23 protein-coding genes are annotated in these 24,393 nt (G+C 70.3%); 14 read left to right on the top strand and 9 right to left on the bottom strand.

Going from position 1 to position 24,393, the window contains the following annotated elements:
* Position 1: 1 nt before the first annotated feature.
* Genes HNR40_RS01560 through HNR40_RS01550 form a run of 3 tightly spaced genes read right to left on the bottom strand, consistent with a single transcriptional unit; the run spans position 2 to position 1,063 of the window.
* On the bottom strand, positions 2 to 367 hold the full coding sequence (locus HNR40_RS01560; RefSeq protein WP_184957844.1) for a hypothetical protein: 366 nt from the start codon (positions 365 to 367) through the stop codon (positions 2 to 4).
* Positions 368 to 385: 18 nt separating this feature from the next.
* The gene (locus tag HNR40_RS01555) at positions 386 to 694 is read right to left on the bottom strand and encodes a WXG100 family type VII secretion target (protein WP_184957843.1); all 309 of its coding nucleotides are present in this window, start codon (positions 692 to 694) and stop codon (positions 386 to 388) included.
* Between the two features lie 33 nt (positions 695 to 727).
* Entirely contained in the window at positions 728 to 1,063 is a 336-nt protein-coding gene (locus HNR40_RS01550) for a WXG100 family type VII secretion target (RefSeq protein WP_184957842.1), read from the bottom strand.
* A 388-nt stretch (positions 1,064 to 1,451) separates the two neighbouring features.
* Between HNR40_RS01550 and HNR40_RS01545 the strand changes: the two genes are divergently transcribed.
* A complete protein-coding gene (locus HNR40_RS01545; protein ID WP_184957841.1) occupies positions 1,452 to 2,477 on the top strand; it encodes a hypothetical protein in 1,026 nt (341 codons plus the stop codon).
* Between the two features lie 9 nt (positions 2,478 to 2,486).
* Positions 2,487 to 3,314 (top strand): hypothetical protein, encoded by an 828-nt coding sequence (locus HNR40_RS01540; protein WP_184957840.1) that lies wholly within the window; start codon positions 2,487 to 2,489, stop codon positions 3,312 to 3,314.
* 164 nt (positions 3,315 to 3,478) lie between these two features.
* On the opposite strand, the gene eccB is transcribed toward HNR40_RS01540, so the two are convergent.
* The 5 genes from eccB to HNR40_RS01515 all read right to left on the bottom strand — a co-directional run bounded on the left by eccB (position 3,479) and on the right by HNR40_RS01515 (position 12,543).
* Positions 3,479 to 4,897 carry a type VII secretion protein EccB gene (gene eccB, locus HNR40_RS01535; protein ID WP_184957839.1) on the bottom strand — a complete coding sequence of 473 codons (1,419 nt, stop codon included), beginning with the start codon at positions 4,895 to 4,897 and terminating at the stop codon, positions 3,479 to 3,481.
* Between the two features lie 550 nt (positions 4,898 to 5,447).
* The gene (locus HNR40_RS01530; protein ID WP_184957838.1) at positions 5,448 to 5,864 is read right to left on the bottom strand and encodes a YbaB/EbfC family nucleoid-associated protein; all 417 of its coding nucleotides are present in this window, start codon (positions 5,862 to 5,864) and stop codon (positions 5,448 to 5,450) included.
* The gene (locus HNR40_RS01525; RefSeq protein WP_184957837.1) at positions 5,848 to 6,834 is read right to left on the bottom strand and encodes a hypothetical protein; all 987 of its coding nucleotides are present in this window, start codon (positions 6,832 to 6,834) and stop codon (positions 5,848 to 5,850) included. The genes HNR40_RS01530 and HNR40_RS01525 overlap by 17 nt, the downstream gene beginning before the upstream one ends.
* Entirely contained in the window at positions 6,827 to 7,120 is a 294-nt protein-coding gene (locus tag HNR40_RS01520) for a hypothetical protein (RefSeq protein ID WP_184957836.1), read from the bottom strand. The genes HNR40_RS01525 and HNR40_RS01520 overlap by 8 nt, the downstream gene beginning before the upstream one ends.
* Positions 7,121 to 7,677: 557 nt before the next feature.
* A complete protein-coding gene (locus HNR40_RS01515; protein WP_221339882.1) occupies positions 7,678 to 12,543 on the bottom strand; it encodes a type VII secretion EssC family protein in 4,866 nt (1,621 codons plus the stop codon).
* 1,228 nt (positions 12,544 to 13,771) lie between these two features.
* Here HNR40_RS01515 and HNR40_RS01510 point away from each other — a divergent pair.
* The 12 genes from HNR40_RS01510 to HNR40_RS01455 all read left to right on the top strand — a co-directional run bounded on the left by HNR40_RS01510 (position 13,772) and on the right by HNR40_RS01455 (position 23,917).
* Positions 13,772 to 14,425: a hypothetical protein gene (locus HNR40_RS01510; protein WP_184957835.1), complete on the top strand. Its 654-nt coding sequence runs from the start codon at positions 13,772 to 13,774 to the stop codon at positions 14,423 to 14,425.
* A gap of 1 nt (position 14,426) precedes the next feature.
* Entirely contained in the window at positions 14,427 to 15,143 is a 717-nt protein-coding gene (locus tag HNR40_RS01505) for a CpaE/TadZ family protein (protein ID WP_184957834.1), read from the top strand.
* Positions 15,140 to 16,408: a TadA family conjugal transfer-associated ATPase gene (locus HNR40_RS01500; protein ID WP_312896145.1), complete on the top strand. Its 1,269-nt coding sequence runs from the start codon at positions 15,140 to 15,142 to the stop codon at positions 16,406 to 16,408. Before HNR40_RS01505 ends, HNR40_RS01500 begins: the two co-directional genes overlap by 4 nt.
* On the top strand, positions 16,408 to 17,277 hold the full coding sequence (locus tag HNR40_RS01495) for a type II secretion system F family protein (protein WP_184957833.1): 870 nt from the start codon (positions 16,408 to 16,410) through the stop codon (positions 17,275 to 17,277). Before HNR40_RS01500 ends, HNR40_RS01495 begins: the two co-directional genes overlap by 1 nt.
* Positions 17,270 to 18,190, top strand: coding sequence for a type II secretion system protein (locus HNR40_RS01490; protein WP_184957832.1), 921 nt, complete (start codon positions 17,270 to 17,272; stop codon positions 18,188 to 18,190). Before HNR40_RS01495 ends, HNR40_RS01490 begins: the two co-directional genes overlap by 8 nt.
* The gene (locus HNR40_RS01485) at positions 18,190 to 18,423 is read left to right on the top strand and encodes a hypothetical protein (protein WP_184957831.1); all 234 of its coding nucleotides are present in this window, start codon (positions 18,190 to 18,192) and stop codon (positions 18,421 to 18,423) included. Before HNR40_RS01490 ends, HNR40_RS01485 begins: the two co-directional genes overlap by 1 nt.
* On the top strand, positions 18,407 to 18,832 hold the full coding sequence (locus HNR40_RS01480) for a TadE/TadG family type IV pilus assembly protein (RefSeq protein ID WP_312896144.1): 426 nt from the start codon (positions 18,407 to 18,409) through the stop codon (positions 18,830 to 18,832). Before HNR40_RS01485 ends, HNR40_RS01480 begins: the two co-directional genes overlap by 17 nt.
* Before the next feature lie 10 nt (positions 18,833 to 18,842).
* Positions 18,843 to 19,211, top strand: coding sequence for a TadE family protein (locus tag HNR40_RS01475; protein WP_184957829.1), 369 nt, complete (start codon positions 18,843 to 18,845; stop codon positions 19,209 to 19,211).
* A complete protein-coding gene (locus tag HNR40_RS01470) occupies positions 19,208 to 19,621 on the top strand; it encodes a pilus assembly protein TadG-related protein (protein ID WP_246508286.1) in 414 nt (137 codons plus the stop codon). Before HNR40_RS01475 ends, HNR40_RS01470 begins: the two co-directional genes overlap by 4 nt.
* A 74-nt stretch (positions 19,622 to 19,695) precedes the next feature.
* Positions 19,696 to 22,428, top strand: coding sequence for a BTAD domain-containing putative transcriptional regulator (locus tag HNR40_RS01465; protein WP_184957828.1), 2,733 nt, complete (start codon positions 19,696 to 19,698; stop codon positions 22,426 to 22,428).
* On the top strand, positions 22,425 to 23,003 hold the full coding sequence (locus tag HNR40_RS01460; RefSeq protein WP_184957827.1) for a hypothetical protein: 579 nt from the start codon (positions 22,425 to 22,427) through the stop codon (positions 23,001 to 23,003). Before HNR40_RS01465 ends, HNR40_RS01460 begins: the two co-directional genes overlap by 4 nt.
* Positions 23,000 to 23,917, top strand: coding sequence for a hypothetical protein (locus tag HNR40_RS01455; protein WP_184957826.1), 918 nt, complete (start codon positions 23,000 to 23,002; stop codon positions 23,915 to 23,917). The genes HNR40_RS01460 and HNR40_RS01455 overlap by 4 nt, the downstream gene beginning before the upstream one ends.
* Here HNR40_RS01455 and HNR40_RS01450 read toward each other — a convergent pair.
* On the bottom strand, positions 23,914 to 24,354 hold the full coding sequence (locus HNR40_RS01450; RefSeq protein WP_184957825.1) for a MarR family winged helix-turn-helix transcriptional regulator: 441 nt from the start codon (positions 24,352 to 24,354) through the stop codon (positions 23,914 to 23,916). The genes HNR40_RS01455 and HNR40_RS01450 overlap by 4 nt on opposite strands.
* Positions 24,355 to 24,393 lie beyond the last annotated feature (39 nt).

Genomic DNA, 24,393 nt, shown 5'->3' with positions numbered 1-24,393 from the left:
CCTAGACCTGGGCCGTCTTCCCCGTTCCGCCGGTCTCGAAGTCGTTGAAGTTCTTCAAGGCCTGCGTAAGCAGCAGGATGGCGTTGCCGACCTGCATGTTGATGTTCGCGTACTGGGTCGTAACCACCCCGATCGCCTGGGAGGTGCTCTGCTGGAACGTGAAAGCGGCGGGCCAGAAGCCCGCGAGCGCGTCGGTGTTCCCGCTGAGCTGCGCCACATACCCGTCCTTGCCCAGGACCGGCTTCATGCCAGGGGTTTTGGTGCCGTTCGGGTTGTTGGGATCGAGCAGCCCGAGAGCCTCTTCCAGGTCTTTCCGGGCATCCTCGATCGCCTTGCGGCTGACCTCTACGCCGCCAGAATCTGCCACGATCCCCCCACGCCGTGCTTAGCGACCGTCGAAGATCTGGGAGTTGACCTTCTCGACCTGCCGCATGTTCATGCTGGTGATGTTGATGTTCTTGGCCAGCAGGTCCACGAACTGCGCCAGGTCCTTGGCCTCGGTCTGCCAGGTCACCTTGACGCTCTCGTAGACGACCTTGGCCTCGCCCTGCCAGATCGCGGTCTTCTTGTCGAGCTCGGTCTGGAGGGTCTCCAGCGTGGTGACCAGGTTGCGGAAGGCGGTACCGAACTCGGTCTCGCCCTCGGACAGGCCACCGTAGTTGATCTTTGTTACGTCGTAGATGTCCTCAGACACGTGATCTCCAGTACTGGGAGGTTAGAGCGGGGTTCAGCGGGTGACCGGTGCCTGGTTGATCAGGTTGGCGATGCTGTTCAGCGCCTCGGTCCGCTCGCGGTTGAACTCGGCGTAGTTCTTGCCGCTGCCCTGGATGCTGGTCGCGAGGCGACGCAGGCTGCCCAGGATGACGTCCATGCGCTCGTGCCACTTGATGTGCACGGCGTTGAAGGCGGCATGCGACTCGCCGACCCAGTTGGACTTGAGGGAGGCGCCAGCCATGTCCAGATTCAGCTGGATCTTCCGGATGTCCTCGGCCGCCTTCTCGATGAGGTGCATGGCGGCGGTCAGATCGGCTTGGCTTACTTGAGTCTGCGGCTCGGCTCCCACGGTTCTCCTTCAGCTGGTTCGCGGTTGCGCCTTGACGCGACCTGCTGACATATCACGTCAGACAATGTCGGCGCTTTGGTCACATTAGTCACCTTACGTCGCAGCTTGCCGGGAAGATCAGGTTAACTTTTCGTAACAATTGTGCTTCGATATGGCGTTGTGCCTGCTCAGTGCGATTTAGGACCACAAAGGCGGCCAAAGGCTGCATGTCCGGAAGTTTCCTGTACGGCACGCGTGGGATGGGCGTAACGTATGTGATGGATGTGATCGGCCTTTTGGGGGAGTAGTGGCGGAAACGACGGGTTCTGGCGCGTCTGATCCCTTCGCTGGCATCACCTCGGCGACCTCAGCCGTACCGGATCCCAAGACCAAGGACTCCGGCTTCGAGATGAAGCCCGAACAGGTCAAGAACATCGGTGGTCAGATCGGTGGTAGGGGCGGGGACTTCACCATCCTCAGCAACCGGACCAAGGTGATCGACATGCCGCCGTTCACCTTCGGGGTGGTCGGCGCCGGCATCAACGTGGCTCACCGCGGCACCGTCGACAAGGCCGCCCAGGCTCTCGTCGACGGCAAAGAAGTCGTGGAGTCCTACAAGAAGGCGCTCAAGGACGTGGCCGACCACGTCGACCAGGCGCACAAGGCGAGCAAGCTGGAGAAGGAGCCACCGGCCGGCCCCGAGATCAAGCCTCCGGCCGGCCCCGGCGGCATCAAGCCCCCCGGCGGTCCGGGCTTCGACCCCAAGGGCTTGGACAAGATGGGCGGCCCAGGGCCGAACGACATCAAGGTGCCCGGACCCGATGACATCAAGGGGCCCGGCGACCTCGGGAAGAAGCCGTCCGACCTGGACGACCTGATCCCGAAGGACCCCAAGGACCCCGACAAGATCGACGTGCCGAAGCAGCCGGGCCTCGACGACCTGGGCAACCGGCCGGGCACCGACACCCCGAACCCCAACATGCCCAACCCGAACCTGCCGACGACCAACACGCCGAACCTCGACACCGGTGACCTGGACAAGAAGTTGCAGGACGCCAAGACGGACCTGGCGGGCGTGGATCCGAAGGTGCCCGGCCTGAACGACCTGGCCAATCGGAACCCCACCCTGCCGGACGGCCGCCTTCCCGGCGCGCCCACCAGCACCGGCACCGGCGGCTTCTCCGGCGCCGACAACGGGCTGGGCAGAGGCTCGGGCGGCGGCTCGGGCGGCTTGGGCGGTGCCGGCGGCATGGGCAACATCGCCAAGGCGCTCAACGGCGGCGGCATGCCCATGATGCCGATGGCCCCCATGGGCGGCGCGGGCGCCGGAGGCGACGGAAACCAGGACCGCGAACGCACCACGTACCTCTCCGAGGACGAGGGCGTCTGGGGCGGCGACGAGGACATCGCCCCGCCCGTACTCGGCAAGGAGTGACCTGACGGCATGGCCTACGAGGACGACTTCGAACGCTTCCGCAACTCCTTCGCCGTGGCGGGGACGACGCTCCTGGTCCTGCCGTACGCCGCGCCCATCGTGGCGATCATGGGCTTGGTGATCGCCGACCCCGCCATGATGGCGAAGGCGGCCGAGGAGTGGCACAAGGTAAGCAAGCCCATCGTGAGCGACCTGATGACTCTGACGGGGGCGAAGCAGCAGCCGAAGGACTTCCATCCGCCGATGCTCCCGCCGGTGTCCAGCATCAAGGACCTGCGTGACGACGTCATGGCCATGGTGAACTCCGCGGGCAAGGACCAGGTCTGGGTGGGAGAGTCCTACGAGGCGTTCCAGGCCAAGGCGCAACTGCTCAACGAAGGACTGGACAAGCTGGACCGTCAGGCGCGGGGCACGGGTGACTCGCTCAAGGTCTCGGCGGACGTCGTTCACATGGTCGCGGGTTGGATGGAAGGAATCGCGGCGATCCTGCTGGCGCTGGCGGCGTACATCACGGCCTGCGTGGTCTATCCGCCGATGCTCGCGGCGGCCCATGGGAACGCCATGCGGATCGTCAGCAATATCGGCTTCACCATCAACAAGTTCTTCGCGAATCACTCCAAGGCCATGTGGAAGATCACGGCACTGGTGGCCCTCGCGTCGACGATGATGGGGCAGTTCAGCGAGCACCTGCCGCAGATGATGGCGATCAATGCCAAGCCGCCCGCTCTCATCGAGGCCAAGGCGGTCTGGAACCCGGCGGAGCTGACGATCACCGACGACCCGATGCCCAAGGTGCAGGCGCCCGACACGAGCATCATGCCCGAGATCGGCTTCTAGCCGGTCGAGGGGCACCTTCCCTCAGCAGGGGCCCGGTTTGGGGTGTCTCTGTCGGCTTCGTAGATCTCCGGTCGGCGGGCGGCTTCTTGGTGGCGTGGGGGAGCGCGCCGCCCTCACGGGGCGGGGGTCCTTTGTCGTGCCTTCTGGTGGTTGACCCTGTCTCGCTACCTGCTTGCCACGGCCAGGGGGGACAGGGCGGCGGCGGGGTCGAGTGCCGGGCCGGTGGGGATCTGCTGCAGGAGGTTGCTGGGCACCGGGGCGACGTCTCCGGGCTCGAAGCCGAGCTTGGCGATCTGGTCGCCTGACTGCAGCGGGTAGCGGACGCCCTGGTCGCTGATCAGGAAGTAGGTGGTGATTGACCCGAGCTGTCCGTCGCCGGGGAGTTGTCCCGCCACGACCGCTGTGCCCGGAGGCAGCAGGATCTGGTCCACGCGGTCCTGGCCGCCGCTCGACGCCGGGATCGGCAGGGCCATCGAACTGCCTCCGGTGATCCTGGCGGCGAAGGAGCCCTTCAGCGTGTCGCCGTACACCGAGCACAGGGGTGCGGTGGCTGGCAGTGTCATCGCCTTGGGGAGGGTCTCGGGGAGCCCGGCGCCGGCGATCTGCTGGCGGGACGGGGAGGCGTTGGCGGAGGCGGCGTCGATCTGGATCGGCTGGGCGCTCCGGTTGCCGTACGCCTTCTTCGTGGCCGGGTCCTCCAGCAGGAGCAGGGCCTGGGTCTCGGTGATCGCGGCCAGGCCGTCGGGGAGGAGCACGTACCAGCGGGAGGGGCCGCCGGTCACCGACGGCACCTTGAACACCTGGCCGACGATCGCGGTGACCTTGCCGTCCGGGCCGCTTACCTTCTTGCCGCGTTCCGGCACCTTCGGCCCCGCGAAGTCGACGCCGACCTTGACCGCGTTGAGCCACGAGGCGGGGACCTTGCGGGGTTTGGCGTTGAGCGCACTGACACCGGAGTCGTTGATCCGCATGCGCTGGTTGTTCCAGATGGCCCACTTCTGACCGTGGTCGTCCATGACCACCATCACCCCGGTGCCGACCGGCCGCCCGCCGACGTCGATCCCGCCGATCATCGTCGTGTACTGCTTCACGCCCCCCGCCGGGTCGGGCCCGTCCACCACACAGACCGACCAGGGCGCCTTGACCAGCTTGTCCCGAGGCGGAAGGGAGTCAGGCAACCCCTGGATGCCGACCAGCGGCCCCCTGGCCAGCTCGTCCAGCGACGCCGACGCCACGCTGCGCGTCTTGACGTCGGGGGTGTCGAGGATCAGGCGCGCCGAGACATAGTTCGCGACCGGCAGCAGCCTGCTCTGCTTCTGGCTGTAGACGTATTTGGCGCCCGTCTCCTTCTCCACCAGGAGCTGGCCCGCTTCGGTGAGCTTCGTGGCACCACCAGGACTGACCAGACCCCAGATCCCGAACACCGCCATGATCAGAACGGCTACCAGAATGCCGCCGAACATCGCGATGTTCTGGCGGCGCAGGGGCGACTCTGGCACATCCGGCTCGGCTTGCAGCAGGGCCATGCCCAGGCGTTGCTGCATCAGGCGGTGCGCTTGGTAGAGGTCCTTCTTGGTCTGCATGTCACCTCTCCCCGATCACACGACGCGCCCCAGAGTAGTGGTGAACCACCTTTCCCCGGACAACACCCACCTTTCTCCCAACCACCACCCCCAACCACCACCCCCAACCACCACCCCCAACCACCACCCCCAACCACCACCCCCCACCACCACCCCCAACCACCCCATCCCCCGCCTCGGTCCCGGCCACCGCGCACCTGCCAGCCACCCGCCTGTCCACTAACCGCTCCACGTTCCGCGCCACGCACTCCGGGCGTCTGGCGTGTCCCGGGCCCATCTTGGGTGTCTCACGCCTCGGGTCCCGCATCCCGCGCCCCAGGCCCACACGCCTCGTGTCCCGTGCCCTCGCGCTCCACGTGCCCCCGTGCCCGCCCCCAGGCCCGCCGCCTCACGTTGTCGTGCTCTCGTGCCGGTGGTCTCGTGCCCGGTGGTCTCAGGCTTTTGAGGCCCGGCAGCCCGCTGGTCCTGGCCTTTGCCGGGTGTCGGGCCAGCGCGCTGTTCTGGTGTCGGGGGCGGCTTGCGGTACCGGCTGAGGTGTTCTTGGCGTGGGCTAGCGGAGGCGGTTGGTGAGGTTGATGGTGTTTTGGAGGCTGCGGGCCAGGGCGTCTTCGGCGGCGGTTGACAGGGTGGTCACGGTGTCTTCGAGGTCGGCGGTGGTGCCCAGGGAGTTGGTGACCAGGTCGGCGGCCTGGGTGCGGAGGTTGGTGCGGGCGGTTTCGATGGCCTCTTGGATGGTTTGGGCCAGCATGTCGGCGCCCAGTCGCATCGCGCGTGGGCCGATCTTGAGGTCGTGGACGCCCTTCAGCTCCGAGTACGCCACCGTCACCTGGCCATCCGCGGCTTGTCCCCGGCCGGTCAGCTCCGCCATCTCCTCCTGCACCTGGCTGAGCGTGGTGAGGAAGTCGCCGGTGAAGGTGTGCAGTTCGTCCGGGTCGAAGCCGAAGGAATGCCTAAGGTCGTCGTTCAATGTCCTCGTATCCCTGGTACGCGCCGCTTTCGTAGCGATCTGGCAGAAGGTGGCCGGTGGGCATGCGGCCGCTGATCACGTCCATGGCGCCCTTGGCGGCGGCGCCGAGCTGCCACTTGTTCGGGGTCAGATCGTGGGGAGACGTGGGCATGGGGCGGGGCTGGCCCTTGGTGCCCGTTCCCGCGCGGGCGTCCCGGCCCGAGAACAGCGGTGAACGTCCGGTCATCATCTTCGCCGTCAGATTGCGCTCCACATGGTTGGCGAACCCCCACACCAGCGCCGGACCCTGATTGATCGTCGCCTGCCGCAGGTCGAGCAGTCCCTGCCGGTCGCCGGTCAGGCTGTCCTTGGTCACCTTGGCCCCGAGACCGGTGGCGATGGCCGTCGCGATCCCGTTGAGCGCCGCCGTCAGCCGCGCCTCCTGCGCCTGCAACCGCGCGAACAACACCCGCGCCTGCTTGCCCGCCGCCACCTGCGCCGCGACGAACCCCACCCCGCCGCCGAACGACGCTCGTATCACCTGTACGGCAAGCCACACCAACCGCAACACAACCGCCGAGGTGTAGACGATGAACGCGAACAACAACGAAGCACTGATAAGCAACATGATCCCGAGCAGCCGCGCCGACATCTCCTCGGACAGCAGATCGCTGCCGAGGGTAAGCATCCAGGCGTCGAAGTCCCGGCGATCATCCCCCGGCCACTGCTCGGCACTCAGCCCGGCCATGAGGTCCGCGATGTTCGTCCGCCCTGTCCAGAGATCGCCCGCCGCGTCCTCAAGCACCTGGTACGCCGCCGCCAGTGCACCCGTGTCGTATTGGTGAACATAGAGCTTGCCCAGCAACGGCCACCCGCCCCACACGACCGCGCAGGCGGCGGTGGCGAGCCCGATGTTGGCATGCGCCAGGTACTTCCCACAGGCCAGCGCGGTGACGGTCGCATCCGGGACGCGCTGCCAGGGATCAGGCATCGAACGTCCTCGGCGACACCGTGCTGGCGTCCTCTCCCCGCTTCCAGTTCTGCCGCCCGTCCATGAGCTTGGCGCTGGCTTCCGAGACCCGTTGCACCCGCCGCCTCACACGTTGCGCCAGATACCCCTCGGCCTCGGTGTAGGCGGCGAACAGGCTCAGCGTGAACGCGGTCGGCGTGGCCTCGATCACCCGAAGTCCCACGATCTTCTCCAACGCCTGGACCAGAGGCGGCGCCCCTTGCTCGGCCAGATCCTCGGCCAGCCGCCGTACCCGGCCCCGGTCCATCCCCGTCTCACCCCAGGGCGAAGCCGCTTCGTCGTCCCTCCACCGCGGCTCGGCCGCACTCATCCTGGGCGAGGCGCCACTGGGCCGTGGGTGTCCATGATTGAGCAGGCTGCCAAGATCGGGCATTGCATCCCCCTTTCCCCCAAACACAACCACTTCATCCGACCCGCTCCGGCGATCTTGACGCCCTCCCTACACCCCATTGACGCGTTCCCAACGCCCAGGGCCCCGGCAACCCGCCCCACGCCCGCCGAGGCCCCCACCCCAACCGGCCAACGACCGTGGCCCCCTCCCAAGCGCACAGCAACGGGCCGACGACTGTGGACCCTCCCAAACCCACGCCAACCCGCCTACGGCCACGGACTCTCCCAACCCCACAGCGCCCCGGCCCACGACCGCGAAGACCCTCCCGACCTCTGCTCGACAACCCGGGATGTGAGCAGGGCAAGCCATCTGTGGGCCCAGGAATGGGTGATGGAGCGGTCGTGGATCTGGTGGTTTCCGGAACGGGCCTTCGGGCGGTCTCAGTGGGGCAGGTTGGGAACTTGCGGAGGGGTTCAGGTGGGGAGGGCGGTTTGGATGGGGGTGGTGGTGCCCATGGTGAGGAGGAGGCCGCGGCCCGGGGGACCGCCTACGGCGCCGCGCGGGAGCCGTACCGTGAAGAGGTCGCCGTCGGCCGGGCTCTGGATGGACAGCAGCAGGCCGGTGCGGGACTTGCGGGCCTCGGCGACGAAGCCGCGATAGGCCGTCGCCAGGTCGCCTGTCGCGCCGGCGATGATCAAGCCGTGGTCGCCGTCCCGGCCGGTGCGGAGGATCTCGTCCAGGGCCATGCCGAGCGGTGCGTCGGGGTTGATGAGTTCGGCATCGTCGACGATCACCACGTAGCTGGTCAGCGGGGCCACCAGGTCCAGGAGGCCGGTGCCGTTGCCGTCCAGGATGGCGGTGGCGCCTTCGAGGTCGCGCAGCGGGCTGCGGCGGGGGACCACCGCGATCACCGGGGTGTTCCGGGCGATCAGGGAGCGGGCGGAGGTCAGCAGGGCCGAGGAGCGGCCGGACCGAGGCGGGCCGGCGATCACCGCGCCCGGACCGTGGGCCAGGAGGTCTATGCCCAACGGGGCCAGGGCGTCGCCGCCCGCGCCGAGCAGGGCCCAGAGCGGGGACGGGGCGGTGAAGGACGGGCGCAGGGCCAACGCCTGGTCGGCGGTGATGCGCATGGGGAGGGCGTCCACACGCAGGGGGTGCTGGTCTTCGTCGAGGCCGGCAGGGGTGGCCGATCTGGACAGTGTTTGCAGGGCCGCGACCTGGGCCTGGCCGGACGGGTCGTCGGTCAGGAGGGCGATCTGGTTTTCCACCACGCCGTGTTCGCCGGTGGACAGGGCGCGGCCGGGGGGCATGGCGGCGGGGAGTTCCTTGAGGGGGAGCCCGGCCAGGGCGTAGTCCGCCTGGTCGGCAAGGCGGAGGATGAGGCGGTCGTCGAAGACCGTGGAGACCTGGCCGAGCAGGCTGGAACGGTCACCGGTCACCACCGCCCGCAACCCCACCGCCGGGCCCTCGCGCAGGAGCTGGAGGAGGGCTTCGGTGAGCCGGCCGTAGTCGTACGCCTCAAAAGCGGCCACGTACCCCTCCCAGCGGTCGAGCATGAGCACCAGCCAGGGCAGCCGGTGTCCCGCCGCCCGGCATTCGGCCAGGGAGGCGTGGCCGGCCTCGGCGAGGATCTGCTGACGGCGGCCCACCTCGGCGCGCAGGCGGGACAGGAGGCGTTCGACCCGGTCGAGCTGGTCGCGGGTGACCACGGCGCCGCAGTGTGGCATCGCGACCAGGGGGAGCAGGGCGCCGGAGCCGCAGTCGATGGCGTGCAGGTGTACGTCGGCGGGGGAGGTGCCGGCCGCAATGGCGCCGGCGATCGTCCGCAACGCCGTGGACCTGCCGCTTCGCGCGGCGCCCGCGATGAGCAGGTGGCCGCCGTGCGCGAGGTCGAGGGTGAGCGGCCGCCGGTCCTGCGCCCAGGGACGGTCGGTGGTGCCGAACACCAGCGGTTCCACCTCGCGGAAGTCACCCGGCTCCGGCGTCTCCCGGTCGAACGGGAGGACGAGCTGGTCGGGCAGCGGCTCCAGCCACGGGCTCGGCTGGGGCGGCACACCGGCCAGCCTCGCGGCCTCCGTCAGCGCGTCGGCCAGCAGGGTGAGGTCGGTGACGGCGGAGGTCTCGGCGGGCTCCGGGGCCGCGGGCAACGACCTGCCGAGAGCACGCCAGTCCAGATCGACCACACGGACCGCGCGCCGCCTGCCGTCCTCGTCGGTGGCCGCGCCGGGCGCACGACCACCCACCCGCCCGGTCTGTACGGCTACCGCCGCCCCAGCCCCCGACTTCACATAGCAGCGACCCGGCGCCGACTTGGGGATGTGGGCCGCGTCCGGCAGGTCGATCACATCCGTGGACTCGACCGGCTCCGTCACCCGCAGCGCGATCCGGAGCGAGGTGTTGGCCTGGATGTCGGCCGTCACGACCCCGGCCGGCCGCTGGGTCGCCAGGATGAGGTGAACCCCCAGCGACCGGCCACGCCGCGCGATGTCGACCAGCCCGGCGACAAAGTCGGGCAACTCCGCCACCAGCGCCGCGAACTCATCAATGATCAGCACCAACCGCGGCATAGCGAGCGGGTCTTCCCCGGCCACCCCCCGATCGAGCGGGTCATCCCCGGACAGGTCCCGGTCGGACCGAGCCTCCCCCGGCAAGTCCCGATCGGACCGAGCCCGTCCGGCGAGCACCCCAGGACTGAGGCCGTCCGCAGAGGAAGCCACGTACGGTCTGCCGAGCCGTGAGCCGGTGATGTCCCGGGGTCCGGGAGGTGGCCGGTGGAGGTCGGTGTAGTCGTCGATGTCCTTGGCGCCCGCATCAAGCAGCAGCCGCTCGCGCCGCCTGATCTCCGCGCCCAGCGAGTCGAGCGCCCGCCTGGTCAGATGCCCGTCGAGGTCGCTGACCATGCCCACCGTGTGCGGCAGCCGGGCGCACTCCTTGAACGCCGCCCCGCCCTTGTAGTCGATCAGGACGAACGCCAGCTGGTCAGGCCGGTTGGCCACGGCCAGCGAGCAGATCAGCGACTGCAGGAGCTCCGACTTCCCCGCGCCCGTCGTCCCCGCGACCAGCCCATGCGGACCGTCGACGCGCAGATCGATCGGGAACGCGCCCTCGGGCCCCATGCCGATCAGCGCCCTGGTGGACCCGGTGTCGCGCCATCCGGCGAGAACGTCCTGCCCAGTCGGGGCACGCAGGCCGAGCAGGTCGAGCAGGCGTACCGACTCCGGCAGGTTGCCCGACGGGTCGTCCCTGCTCACGTCGCGGATCGGCGCCAGCGACCTGGCCAGCCGGTCGCACCACTGTGGGGACACCTGGTCGGCCAGCACCGCGCCGATGGCGTCCAGGCCGCCGCCGCGCAGGCGTACCAGACCGTCGGCCCCGCACGTCGCGACCGTCGCGCACTCCTCGGGCAGCAGGCGCTGGTCCTCGTCGAGCGCGAGCGTGAAGACGCCCGCGCGCGGGCCGTGGCGCAGGACCTGCGGCATGCCCGGCAGCCCGCGCAGGGCCTGGGCACCGTCGAGGACGACCAGGACGTCGTAGGGACGCTCGTCGTAGGTGGAGAAGGCGGGAGGTTCGGGGCCGCCCAGATCGTCCCAGCCTGTGGGGATCTTGCCGAGCTCTGGGATGGCGGTGTTCTGGCGTTCGTCGATGAGGGCGGCCAGCTCGGACACCCGCCGCGCGGCCGAGTCGGGATCGGCGCCGATCAGGACAAGACAGTCTTCACCGCCGCGCGGGGCGCAGTGGGGCAGCCAGCGCACCCAGCTCCAGCGCCGCTCCCCGTCGGCATGCGCGGACAACACCACCACGGCCAGGTCGCGCGGGCTGTGCAGGGTCGCGGCCTGGCCGATCAGCCAGCCCGCGAGCGCGGTCGACGTCTCGCGCGGACCGGTCACCCCGGCCACGCCGAGGCGGCGCATCGGGAGCGCCACGGGCACGCTGGCGCACATCGGCGGGTCCAGCCGGCCGCCGCCGCTCTCCTCGACCAGCTCCAGGTTGGCGGGCAGGTCGGCCAGGCCCACCCGCAGCCGCAGCGCGTCGGGGTCGTGGATGCGCCGCTCCCACAGCCGCCTGCGCGGTCCCGTCGCGGTCAGCAGCACCTCGGCGGGATCGGGGGCGTCGGAACGCCGCGCCACCTCGTCGTCTGCACGGGCCCGCTCGACCGCCCGCTCATACTCCGCCAGCCGCTCCTGATGCTCGCGCATCGCCTGGCGGTGCTGCTTCCTGCCGTGACGCCGGTCGCTCCACCACTGGCCGATCATGATCATCGGGGTCATCAGCGCGATGAGCAGGAAGTACGGCTGACGCAGCACCAGCGCCAGCACCACTCCCAGCACGGCGGGCAGCAGCGCGGCCAGCAACTGCAGCCGCATCCCCTCGTTCTTGCGCGGCTCCGACGGCCGCTCGAACCTGCGCTCCGGCTCCGGACGCCGCAGCCTCGGCGGCCGGTTATACGCCACACCACCCTCGGGAGCCGGCGCCAGATGGGCGTCCCGCGGCTCCACCGCCCCCAGCGCGAACACCGAGGACCCGCACGTCAGCAACGCGTGCTCCGGCCAGTCGGCCGCCTCGGCCAGCGGCTTGCCGTCAAGCTCGGGCGGCCCACCAGGCCAAACGGCCCGCAGATCGTCGTCGGCAGGGGCAAGATAGCGCGCGCGCTCCGACGCCTCCCAGCGGTCGGCCTCGCGCTGGTCGTCGCGCTCGGCCAGCTCGGCGAGCTCCTCTGCGTAGCGGCCCTTGATCCGCCGCCGCCGCGGTCCCGGCGGCGGCTCCCTGCGCACCGGCTCGATCGTGATCGATTCGGGCGTGATGCGCAGCGTCGCCGCCTCAGGCGCCAGCACAGGATCCGGTACGGCTATCGCGCACATGGCATCGGAACCGATCACATGCGAGCCCAGGCTCAGCCGATGGACCGCTCCCGCCCCCGGACCACCCACGATCCGCACCTCGGCCACGCCGAGCGGCTCCTCGTTGAGGGTCGCGCGGGCCAGATGGCGCTCAAGCGTGATCCGGTCGCCGTCATGAAGCACCGCCCTGGCCAGCGCCCGCGAGTCGACCTGCCGCCCGCCGCGCCACAGCGCCGGACCCTCCTGCCCCAGCCCGTCACCCCGCTCGGGCTCGCGCTGCTCGGGAACGCGCGGGATCGCCCGCTCATGATGCTGCGGGTACGGCGGCGCCGACGACATCCCATAAGGCGCCCGGGACCGGGGCAGCTTGACCACCTTGGCCAGCGGCTCCCGCCCCCCGTCGAGGGCCTCGGCCACCCGGGCCACGGTGACGCCGTCGTCGAGCTCGACCACCACGTCACGGTCGCCCTGCTCGCCGAGCACGGTGAGCATGATCCGCATGTGCCGTCTCCTCGCAGGGGGTCGGACCTCGGCGTCACGGTAACGCCAGAAGTGAGGTTAGGCCCGTGGATTGACGGCACGGGCATGATCGGGCTTGCCTGTGGACAACTAAACGGACCTGTGGAAAACATGGGGAGATTTTGCCAGGACTTGGGCCGCGGCCTGTGGATAACTCTGTGGACGCATGCGCTGACCAGGGCCTGGGCCAGGGGGAGCTTGGGGATTGACGGGCGCGTCGGGGCCTCGACGGGCCGCCGGGTGGCATGGGCGGTGGGCAACGAGCGGCCGATTACGGAGCGTGACGGTTTCGGGGAGGGTGGAGACGACAAAGACAGCGAAAAGCCTCCGAGGCGAGGGGAGGCGTGGGCGTGGTGAGGAAGCACCGGTGGGCGTGGGCGCGAGGATGCGCTGACGGGGTGGGGAGCTGACGGGGTGGGGAGGGGGCCGCCTGAGGGGCGTGGGCGTGGTGCGGAGGTGCATGGGGGGCCGTGGACGCCAGGAGGGGCTGGGGGCGAGAAGGGTGGCGGGGAAGCGCCTGCGAGCCAAAGACCGGCGGGGAGGTGCTTGCGGTGCCTGTGGTGTGAGGGAGGTGCTTGCGGTGTGGGGGTGTGAGGGAGGTGCTTGCGGTGTGGGGGTGTGAGGGAGGTGCTTGCGGTGTGGGGGTGTGAGGGAGGTGCTTGCGGTGTGGGGGTGTCTGTTGGGTGAGGGGGTGCTGACGGGTGGTGGGGGGTTAGGGGGATTTTGGGGGGTGGGTTTTGGTGTGGAGGGCGTGGGCTTTTTCTTCCAGGAGTCCCGCATAGGCGTCCACCTCGGAGGTCACCGCCGCCAACCCGCTGGCCGCCCGAGCAGCCTCCCGGCCACCCTCCGCGACACCCGGGCAGAAGCCACCCGCCCCACAAACGCCCGCACACCAGGGCGAGCAAGGAACGACCGCACACGACTGGCCATGCCCGAATGATCCCACAACCTGAACCCGTTCAGAAGATCCCCAAATATCACATCAAGATCCCCCGCACAGTGACACCTGTGACTCCTGTGATTTCTGCGCCCTGTATCACGAAATTTCGGTCTGAATCAACCAACCCAACCCAACCGGTCTACCGATTTGGTGTTGACAGGCCCCCACCTGCGAAACGAGCATTGGTCACCGCATTCCCGCCCCACTCCCGCACGTGGGTGCACATAATGGCGTGAATTCTACAATTTCGCATATGGGAGCCCCCCACCCATGAGGACCAGTGAGAAACCCGCCACGAATTCGGCGGGGCCAAGTGGCGCGCTCTCCGCCGAGCGCAAGCTCCCCGTACCCCCACGCGAGCGCAAGCCCGCACTGGCCGCCCTAGCCGTCCTCCTGATCCTGGGCGGCGCCCTGGCGACCACGCTTCTGGTGATGCGCAGCGGTGACCGTATTTCGGCGGTCCGGGTGATCGAGCAGGTGGGCGCCGGACAGCAATTCACGGAGCAAGCACTGGAAGAAGTCCAGATCGCCGACACCGGCATTGCTTACGTTCCGTGGTCGCAGCGCGGAGAGGTGATCAAATCGTTCGCCTCCGTCACCATCCTGCCCGGCACCTTGCTCACGAATGACATGGGGATAAACGCCAGTAAGGAGCTGGGACCGGGAAAGGCCAAGGTGGGATTGGCCCTGAAACCCGGGCAGATGCCAGAAGGCCTTGCAAAGGGTGACCGTGTCCAGGTCGTGCACGTTCCCAGCCGCAGCGGCACGGAGCGGTCCAGGGTTCTCGCGGCGAGCGCGCTGGTCCACGGCGTCGGGGAGAAGGGCCTGGTCACCGTGATCGTCGACACGGCCGTCTCGGCCGAGGTGGTCGGCTACGCCTCCAGCGGGGAGATCGCCGTGGCCGAACTCCCGGGGGCCCGCTGACGTGGCGCTGATCGTGCTGGCCGCCGACAAGGGCGCGCCGGGCGTCACCACCGCCGCGACGGCCCTGGCCGCCGTGTGGCCGAGGGCGGTGCTGCTCGCCGAGTGCGATCCCGCGGGAGGAGATCTGGCCTACCGGCTGCCGGCCGCCGACGGCGGCGTGCTCAACCCCGGAAAGGGTCTGCTCAGCCTGGGCGCGGTCGCCCGCAGGGGGATCGAACCCGCCCAGATCCACGAGCACACCCAGAAGATCGTGGGAGGGCTCGACGTGCTGGCGGGGCTCACGCACGGTGAGCAGGCGGCGGGTCTCACGTGGCTGTGGGGGCCCCTGGGACGTTCGCTGGCGGGCATGCCCAACGCCGACGTCATCGCCGACTGCGGCCGCCTCGGAACTTATCCACAGGTCAACGACCTCATCAACGAGGCCGCGGTGACCGTCCTGCTGACCAGGCCCAGCCTCGACCACGTGGCCCATCTGCGCGAGCGCCTGTCCATCACCAAGGCCCACGGCGTCGTGGTGATCGCCAACCCGCGCCGCTACCGCGCCTCCATCGAGGAGGTACGCCGCGTCGTCGGCCCGAACGTCAAGTTCGTCCACGGCCTGGCCGACGACCCCAAGGGCGCCGAACTCCTACGCGGCGAATGGGGCGGCCGACTCGACCGATCTCTCCTCATCCGTACGGCACGCGACCTGGCGGGAAGGCTGGTGAGCTACCAGTGATCGACCACTCCCTCGTCAAGCGCTTCCGCCAGGACGTGGGCGACCGCCTGGCCCACCAGCGCCGCATCGACCAGGCCAACGGCCTGCCCGCGATGACCGGCGAGGACGAGCGCCAGTTCGCCAGGGCGCTCATCTCGCAGGTCCTGGAGGAGCACGCGCGCGGCGAGATCGGCATGGGCCGCACCCCGCCGACGATCGAGGAGGAGGAGGGGCTGGCCGCGGGCATCCACGCGGCGTTGTTCGGCGTCGGCCGCCTGCAGCCGCTCCTCGACGACACCGAGGTCGAGAACATCGACATCAACGGCCACGACAAGGTCTTCGTCTCCTACGCCGACGGCCGCGAGTCGATGCACGAGCCGGTCGCCGACTCCAACGAGGAGCTCGTCGAGCTCATCCAGATCCTGGCCGCCTACTCGGGCCTGTCGAGCCGCCCGTTCGACACTGCCAACCCCCAGCTCGACCTGCGCCTGCCCGACGGTTCCCGGCTGAGCGCCGTCATGGACGTCACGGTACGGCCGGCCGTCTCGATCCGCCGCAGCCGCCTGGGCAAGGTCTTCCTGTCCGACCTGGTCGGCAACGGCACGCTGACCCCGGACGTCGCCAGATTCCTCCAGGCGGCCGTCAACACCCGCCAGAACATCATGATCGCCGGATCCACGAACGCGGGGAAGACCACGCTCCTGCGCGCCCTGGCCAACGAGATCCCGTCCGGCGAGCGCCTCATCACCGTCGAGCGCGCCCTGGAGCTGGGCCTCGACCAGTTCCCCGAGCTCCACCCGAACGTGGTCGCCTTCGAGCAGCGCCTGCCCAACTCCGAGGGCCAGGGCGAGATCACCATGGCCGAACTGGTCCGCAGAAGCCTGCGCATGAACCCCAGCCGGGTCATCGTCGGCGAGGTGCTCGGCGACGAGATCGTCACCATGCTCAACGCGATGACCCAGGGCAACGACGGCTCCCTGTCGACCATCCACGCCAACTCCAGCATGGAGGTCTTCAACCGCATCGCCACCTACGCGCTCCAGGCCAACGAGCGCCTGCCGATCGACGCCACCCACATGCTCATCGCCGGCGCCATCGACTTCGTCGTCTTCATCGAGAAGCACAACGACTACGACCAGGGCGGCCGCCTGCGCCGGTTCGTCTCCAGCGTGCGCGAGGTCAACGGGTGCGACGGCCGCGTGCTGTCGAGCGAGATCTTCGCGCCCGGTCCCGACGGCGCCGCCGTACCCCATGCTCCCGTGCAGGCCGACCTGGGGAACTGGTGATGATCAACCTCGACCCCTTCACGATGCTCGCGGGCGCCGCCACCGGCGGCGGCCTGTTCCTGCTCTTCCTCTCCCTGTACGGCATGCGTCCCCACCCCGGCAGGCCCAAGCGCGAGGTCATCAGGATGCTGACCACCCGCACCGCCATCGCCGGCGTCAGCGCCGCGTTGATCATGGTGGTCACCGGCTGGCCGGTCGTCGCGGTAGGGGCGGTGCTGCTGGTGTTCGCGTGGCGCGGGCTGTCAGGAGGCGCCTCGGAGGAACGCGGGGCGATGCGCCGCCTGGAAGGGCTGGCCGCCTGGACCGAGTCGCTCCGTGACACGATCGCCGGCGCGGCCGGGCTCGAACAGGCCATCCCGGCCTCGATCAGGGCCGCCGCGCCGATGCTCAGGCCGCACCTGCGCGGGCTGGTCGACCGGATGCACTCCCGGATGGCGTTGTCCGACGCGCTGCGGCTGTTCGCCGACGAGCTGGACGACCCTTCGGCCGACCTGGTGGTGGCGGCGCTGATACTCAACTCGCGGCTGCGCGGGCCGGGTCTGCGCGACGTGCTGGGGGCGCTGGCCGTCTCGGCGCGCGAGGAGCTCGACATGCGCCGCCGGGTCGAGGCCGAACGCCGCTCCACCCGGCGCAGCGTGCAGATCGTGGTGATCACCGCGCTCGTCTTCGCCGGGCTGCTGGTGGTGTTCAACCCCTCCTACGTCAGCGAGTACAGCTCGTGGCTGGGGCAGGCCGTGCTGCTCGTGGTGGCCGGGCTGTTCGGCGCCGGGTTCGCGTGGATGCGGCGCCTGGCCAGGTTCGACAAGCCGACGCGGCTGCTGGCCCCCCAGGTCGCCGCTGAAGTACCCCAGGCGGTGAAGCATGGTTGAGGGTGTGCTGGCGGGCGGCGCGTTCGGGCTGGGCGCCTTCTTACTGCTGCGGGCGCTGTTCCCGGCCAGACCCGGGCTGGTGGCTCGGCTGCTGGCGCTGGACGCGGTCCGCGAGGACGCGGGCGCGCCCCGGCTGCAGCTCGTCCTTCCCGACGAGGAGGTCAGCGCGTTCCGCCGCGGTCTCGGCGTGCGGCTGGCCCGTTTCCTGATGTCGCGGGGCTGGGAGGCGCGCTCGATCCGGGCGGACCTGGCGCTGGTCGGGCGCTCGTTCGAGGGCTTCCTGGCCACCAAGGTGCTGCTGGCGGCGGCCGGGCTGCTCGCCTTCCCCGTGCTGCTCGGCTGGCTGGTGCTCATGGAGTGGGGCACCTCGCTGGCGATCCCGTTCTGGGCCGCCGTCGTGGTGGCCGTGGTCTTCTTCTTCCTGCCCGACCTGCAGATACGGCGCGATGCCGCGGCCCGGCGGCGTGACTTCCGTCATGTCGTCGGCGCCTTCCTCGACCTCGTGTCGATGAACCTGGCCGGCGGACGGGGCGTACCCGAAGCGCTGGTCATGGCCGTGTCGGTCAGCGGCGAGCAGCCGAACTGGGCGATGTCCCGCATCCGCGACGCGCTGAGCGGCGCGCGGATCGTCGGCATCACCCCCTGGCAGGCGCTCGGCCAGCTCGGCGAGGAGATCAACGTCGACGAGCTGCGCGACCTGTCCGCGGCGCTGGGCCTGGTGGCCGACGACGGCGCGAAGGTGCGCGCCTCGCTCACCGCCCGCGCCGCCACCCTGCGCCGCCGCGAGCTGGCCGAGATCGAGGGGCGCGCGGGCGAACGCTCGCAGTCGATGCTCGTCGCCCAGCTGCTGCTCTGCGCGGGCTTTGTGATCTTTCTCAGTTTTCCCGCCGCTATGAAGATGTTGGGGTCCTGATGCTGAACCATCCTTGGGTCGTTTACCTGGTCGCCTACCTAGGCGTGCGCGTCCATCGCGCGCGCACCGCACCCTCGCGCGGCGCCTCGGCCGTCGAATGGGTGATCATCACCGCGATCATCGCCGGAGTGGCGCTCGGCCTGGCGACGTTGATCAAGACACTGGTCGAGCAGAAGCAGAACGAGATCCAGAACAGCTTCGGCAATGGCGGCGGCGGTGGCGGCAAGGAATGACCGCGGCGCCACGGTCGTGGAGCTGGCGTTCCTCATGCCGGTCATCCTGGCCGTCGCCCTGCTCATCGTGCAGGTCGCGCTCTGGTTCCACGGCAGGCAGGTGGCCGAGGCCGCGGCCAGGGAAGGCGCGCGGGTCGCCAGGTCGGCGCCGGTGAGCGGCGGCTGGGAGGAACCGGCCAAGGCCAAGGCGAAGGCCGTGGTCGGCGCGATCGGCCCGCGCCTGCTGACCAACGCCGACGCCGCCACCTCGACGAGGGAGCCCGACGAGCGCTGGGTGACCGTGACCGGCACCGCCGTACAAGTGATTCCGCTGCTGCCCGAACTGGCGTTCACCGTCAGCGCGACCTCGGGCGGCCCGGTCGAGTGCTTCCGTCCCGACGACGGCGGGCTGGACTGCGATGAGGAGTGACCGGGGGTCGATGGCGGTCGAGACGGTCATGCTCGCGCCGGTGTTCCTGCTGTTCCTCATGTTCCTGGTCGGCGCCGGACGGCTGGTGGAGGCCCAGGGCGAGGTGAACGGCGCGGCCAGGGACTCCGCCCGCGCCGCGTCGGTCCAGCGGACCATGGACACGGCCGAGACCGCCGCGAAGTCGTCGGCCGGGCAGGCGCTCAAGGGCAGCTGCCAGTCGCACGAGGTGTCGTTGTCCGGATCGGAGTGGACCGAGGGCGGCCAGGTGCGCGCCGAGGTCAGCTGCGAGATGGACCTGGGCTTCCTCGGGTTCGGCGCGACCAAGCGGATCACCGGGACGTCGGTGGTGCCGCTGGAGCAGTTCAGGAGGGTCGAATGAGCGGCGGCGAGCGGGGCTCGATGTCGGTGTTCACCGTCCTGTTCTCGGTCGTGGTGTTCATGCTGGCCGGGCTGCTCGTGGACGGCGGCGCCGCGATCAACGCCAAGCTGCGCGCCACCGACATCGCCGAGCAGGCGGCGCGCGCCGCCGCCGACCAGGTCGACGTCGAGCACCTGCGCGCCTCCGGGCAGGCCAGGCTGCTGGGCGAGAGCGAGGTGTGCGAGCGGGCCGACGAGGTGGTCTCCGCGCACGACGCCGACGAGGTCGCGCGCGGCGACTGCGCGGTCTCCGGCGGCGCCGAGGTGCGCGTCACCGTGACCGTCCGCTGGAACGCCTTCTTCCTCGGCGCGCTCGGCTTCACCGGATCGGAGATGGAGGGCGAGGCCACCGCGGCGCCGGACGCCAGATGATCCAGACCGAAACCGGCCACTCGCTGGCCTGGGCGGGCCGTTCATGACAACGCTGGAGCGAGAAGGGAGAGGCGATGCCGACGCGAGAGCCGGTGCGGCCCAGACGGGCGCCCGTGCGCATTCCGACCAGGCGGACCGCGGGTGACGTGCTCGCCGGGCTCGGGGCACTCGTGGTGCTGGTCGCGCTCGTGGGCGGCGTGCCGTACGCGCTGCTCGTGCTCGCGGGCCCGCCGATCACCGCTGAGCTGCTCGACCTCGACCTGCTGACCAGCCGCGTCGGGCCGAGCACGATCGTCGCGCTGCTGGTCCTGCTGGTGTGGCTGGCCTGGTTCCAGCTGCTGGTCTGCGTGGTGGTGGAGGTCTACGCGGGGGTACGACGGGTCGGCATGCCCGCCCGCGTGCCGTTGTCCGGCGGCACGCAGGTGCTGGCCAACAAGCTGGTCTCGGCGGTGCTGTTGCTGTTCACCGCCTCCGCCGCGGTGGTGCCGATCGCCCGGCTGGGCGCGCCGCCGCCGGCCTCGCAGCCGATCGCGACGGTCGCGCTCGCGGCCCCGATCGTCGAGGCGGAGACGGCGAAGAAGGCCAAAAAGGTGTACGTGGTGCAGCCGCCGCACGGCCGTCACCACGAGAGCCTGTGGGAGATCGCCGAGAAGTGCCTGGGCGACGGGCGGCGATATCCGGAGATCTACCGGCTCAACCAGCACAAGGAGCAGCCCGACGGTACCCGGCTGCGGATGGCCGACCTGATCCGGCCCGGCTGGGTGCTGGACATGCCGGACGACGCGCGCAACGTGCACGTCGTGCCCGCCGGGCAGGGCCGGGTGGAGACGCTCCGCGAGCATCCTGGACGCGCGGAGCCGGTCGGCAGGATGCCCGGCAAGGCGGAGAAGTCGGCCACGCAGGAGCAGGCGCCGCTGGTCAAGAAGGAGACGACGACCCCCAGTCAGCCGGAGATCACGAAAAAGCCGGAAATTTCCGGGAACACATCCCTACAGCCCGCAGAAGAGACGAGCCAAGGGCTCGATCTGGTGGACTACCTGGCGGGGGCGTCGCTCGCGGCGGCGGGCCTGCTGGTGGTGCTGGGCAGGCGCAGGCGCGAACAACTGTGGCGGCGCGCGTTCGGCCATCGCGTGGTGCGCCCGCGTGACGACGCCGCCAAGGCCGAGGTGGCGCTGAGGTTCGGCGCGGACGCGCCGGGCACCCGCATTCTCGACGTCGGCCTGCGCCTGCTCGGGGCGGAGCTTGCGGCCCAGGACCGCACACCGCCCACCGTTTACGCGGCTCATCTGTCCGCGCGCCACCTCGACCTGTGGATCCACCCGCCGGACAACAACCCGCCCGCGCCCTGGACGGTTCAGGACGGCGGCCAGGTGTGGCGGCTGCACGCGCACGAGGGCCGCCTGCTGACCGACCAGGGACCCGCCCAGCAGGGCGGCGCGCCGTACCCGGGGCTGGTCTCGCTCGGCACGGACGAGTCGGGACGGGTGCTGATCGACCTGGAGGCGGCGCAGGGCCTGATCAACATCCGCGGCGCGCAGACGACCGCGGCGCTCGGCGCGCTCGCCGTGGAGCTGGCCACCAACCGCTGGTCTGACCGGATGCGGGTCACGCTGGTCGGGTTCGGCGAAGAGCTGACCGCGATCGCCCCCGACCGGATCAAGGCGGTCGGCAGCCTCGCCGAGGTGCTGCCCGAGCTGGAGGCCACGGCCGCGCCGCGCGAGCAGGTGCTCACCGGGCGCGTCAACGGCAGCCCGCGCGACGCCCACTTCCTGCTGTCGGCGGTCGCGCCCACCCAGGAGGAGGCGCGCCGCCTGGCGTTGCTGGCCCGCAAGGACACCGCCGGATACGTGGTGCCCGGCGAGTCGCCGCACGCCACCTGGACGCTGGAGATCACCGACGACGGCCGCGCCCGCATCGCCGAGCTCGGCTTCGAGGTCGCCGCGCAGCTCCTGCCGCGGCGTCACTACAAGGCCCTGGTCGATCTCTTCCGTACGGCTGAGCAGCTCGACGGCGAGGCCATGCCCGACCCGGAACCCCTGGACGAGATGCAGCCCCCGGCCGTCGAGATCAGGCTGCTCGGCCCGATCGAGATCATCGGCCCGGAGCCGCTGGAGGCCGGGCGGATGGCGATCGCCGTCGAGATGCTGATCTACCTGGCCACTCACCCCGGCGGCGTGCACCCAGTGGTGCTCGGCGGCGTGCTGTGGCCGCGCGGCGTCCAGGCCATGGTCAGGGACGCGACCATCGCCAGGGTGGCCGACTGGCTGGGCGCGGAGCACCTGTTCACCGACGACGCCGGAAGGTTGCGGCTCGGGCCGGGCGTGCGTACCGACTGGGTGCTCTTCCGTGAGCTGGTCAGGCGCTCGCACGGGGACGTGACGGCGCGGGCCGTCATACTCGACAAGGCGCTCGGGCTGGTCAGAGGCCCGCTGCTGAGCGGGCGGCCGCCCGGCAGATACGCGTGGCTGGCCGCCGACGAGCTGGAGTACGACGTCGCGGCCGGTGTCGCCGACGCCGCCCACCGGCTGTGCGAGATCCGGCTGGCGCACGGCGAGCCGGACGCCGCCGTCGCGGCCGCGCGGGCCGGGCTGCTGCTGGCCGCCGACGACGAGGGCCTCTGGCGCGACCTGCTGCGCGCCACCCACGCCACCGGCGACCAGGTACGGCTGCGCGCCGTCGTCGACGGCCTGACCAGGAGGTCGTCGTCGCACCCGTACGGCGGCGGGATGGCGCCGGAGACCGAGGCGCTGATCGACGAACTGCTGCCGTCCTGGCGGATCCACATCGTGAGGGAGTCGTCGGCATGAGGCGCGTGCTGATCGTGTTCTGCCTGCTGGCCGCCGGGTGCGCGGCTCAGCCGGACAAGGTCTACACGCCCAGGGTCGCCCCCGCTCCGGCCGGGTCGGTGGCCTCCGCCGTACCGTCGCCGACCACGGAGACGATCGAGGTCGGCGAGAAGCTCACGGTCCAGGTCGAGTGGCCGGCGGCCGCCGACCCGCTGCTGAAGACGTTCACCGACTACTACGTGGACTCGTGGCGGGCGGTGGTCAGCGGCGACGACACCTACCTGGAGCAGGTCGAGGGGCCCGCCGCGAAGGAGTCCTACGACTGGGTGAAGGGCTTCGGCAAAAGCTCGGTGACCGGCACCGCGAAGCTTTACGCGCTGGCCGTGAGCGCGCGGATGGGCGAGGGCGCGCAGATCAACGCGTGTGTGGACGAGACCGGCCTGCGGCTGATCGCCAAGAGCACCGGCCGGGCCTACACCCGCCAGCCCTCGTGGACGCGCGAGACGTACTTGCAGGCCGCGATCACGCACCGCGGCGACGACGGCGTTTGGCGGGTCAAGGACTTCCGCCACAGCAGCGAAGGGTGTGACCGATGAACCGCCTGCTCTCGGTACTGGCCGCGGGAGTCCTGCTGCTCGACCCCGGCGGCACGCGTGGCGACGGCTTCCAGGATGGCCGCACCGCCGGTGTCCGGCTGGAGAACTCCAAGATCGTGATCACCGGCAACGGGGTGAAGGGCGGCAAGAGCGACGGCTACCAGCTCAAACGCCCCTGCTGGTACGAGCCGGGACCCGGCGCCGACGAGATGCTGAAGACCCAGGAGGACGTGCGGGCGTACTGGTTCCGGATGAACCCGAACGGGACCGAGGAGGAGTTCGAGAAGTTCCTCAAGCAGTTCAAGGACAAGATCGGCCAGCCGGGCCGCTGGTGGACGCCCGCCTACAACGAGGCCGACTCGCGGGGCCGGGCGTGCTGGGGCGGTCTGGATGAGTTCGTCTGGGTTCCGCCGGGCACGACTCCGCCCTCGGGCATCACGCTCGCCGAGCTGGCCGAGATCGCCCGTGCCGCGCTGACCGTGCCGGAGCCGAACGTCAAGCTGAACCCCGACGCCAAGAGCTACGTCAACCTGCCCACCTGGGTGTGGCTGGACGGCGTCGGTGAGACGAGCCGGTCGGTGACGGCCTCGATCCCCGGCGTCATGTCGGCGACGGTCCGGGCGACGCTGGAGGACATCAAGATCGACCCTGGCACCGACAAGCGGCGGGCCGAGGTGCGCGAGCAGTGCGGGACGAGCGGCAAGCCGTACGTGAAGGGCGGGGAGTTCACCTGCGGCGTGCGCTACCTGCAGGCCTCCGTCGACCAGGCGCGCAAGGTGTACGTGCTCACGGTCACCACGGTGTGGCCGGTGGAGGTCGTGGACGACGTGGTGCCGTTCCAGTACGCGCCCGTCCAGGTGCAGGCGCAGCGCGACGTCCCGGTAGGGGAGGTCCAGAGCACCGTCCGGCCCTAGTGGTGGTCGGCGATCACGCTGACGAGCGGGGCGAGCTCGGGTAGCCGCGCGGCCTCGTCGAGCACCTCCTTCAGCACGGCGTCGTGCGTGGGACTCGCCTCGGCCAGAAGCGCGCGGCCGGCGGGCGTCACCTCGGAGTAGATGCCGCGCCGATCGTCCTCGCACAGGTACCTGCGCAGCAGGCCGCGGTTCTCCAGCCTGGTGACCAGCCGGGTGGTGGCGCTCTGGCTCAGGACGACCGCCCTGGCCAGCTGCTGCATGCGCATGTGCCAGCCGTCCTGCCGGTCGAGCACGTCCAGCACGGTGTACTCGCTCACGCTCAGCCCGTGCCCCTTCTGCAGCGACTTCTCCAGGCGCTCCTCGATCCGGGCGTGCAGTGCGGCGAGCGTGCGCCAGCCCTGGGCGCGAGCTTCCACGGCGTCGTCGGAGATGGCCACGTTTGACCTCCCAGCTCGTTGTGTGCTCATATAGTCGGC

This window comes from Nonomuraea endophytica, assembly GCF_014203235.1.
Taxonomy (GTDB): Bacteria; Actinomycetota; Actinomycetes; order Streptosporangiales; family Streptosporangiaceae; genus Nonomuraea; species Nonomuraea endophytica.
This window is presented reverse-complemented; position numbering and strand designations above follow the sequence as displayed.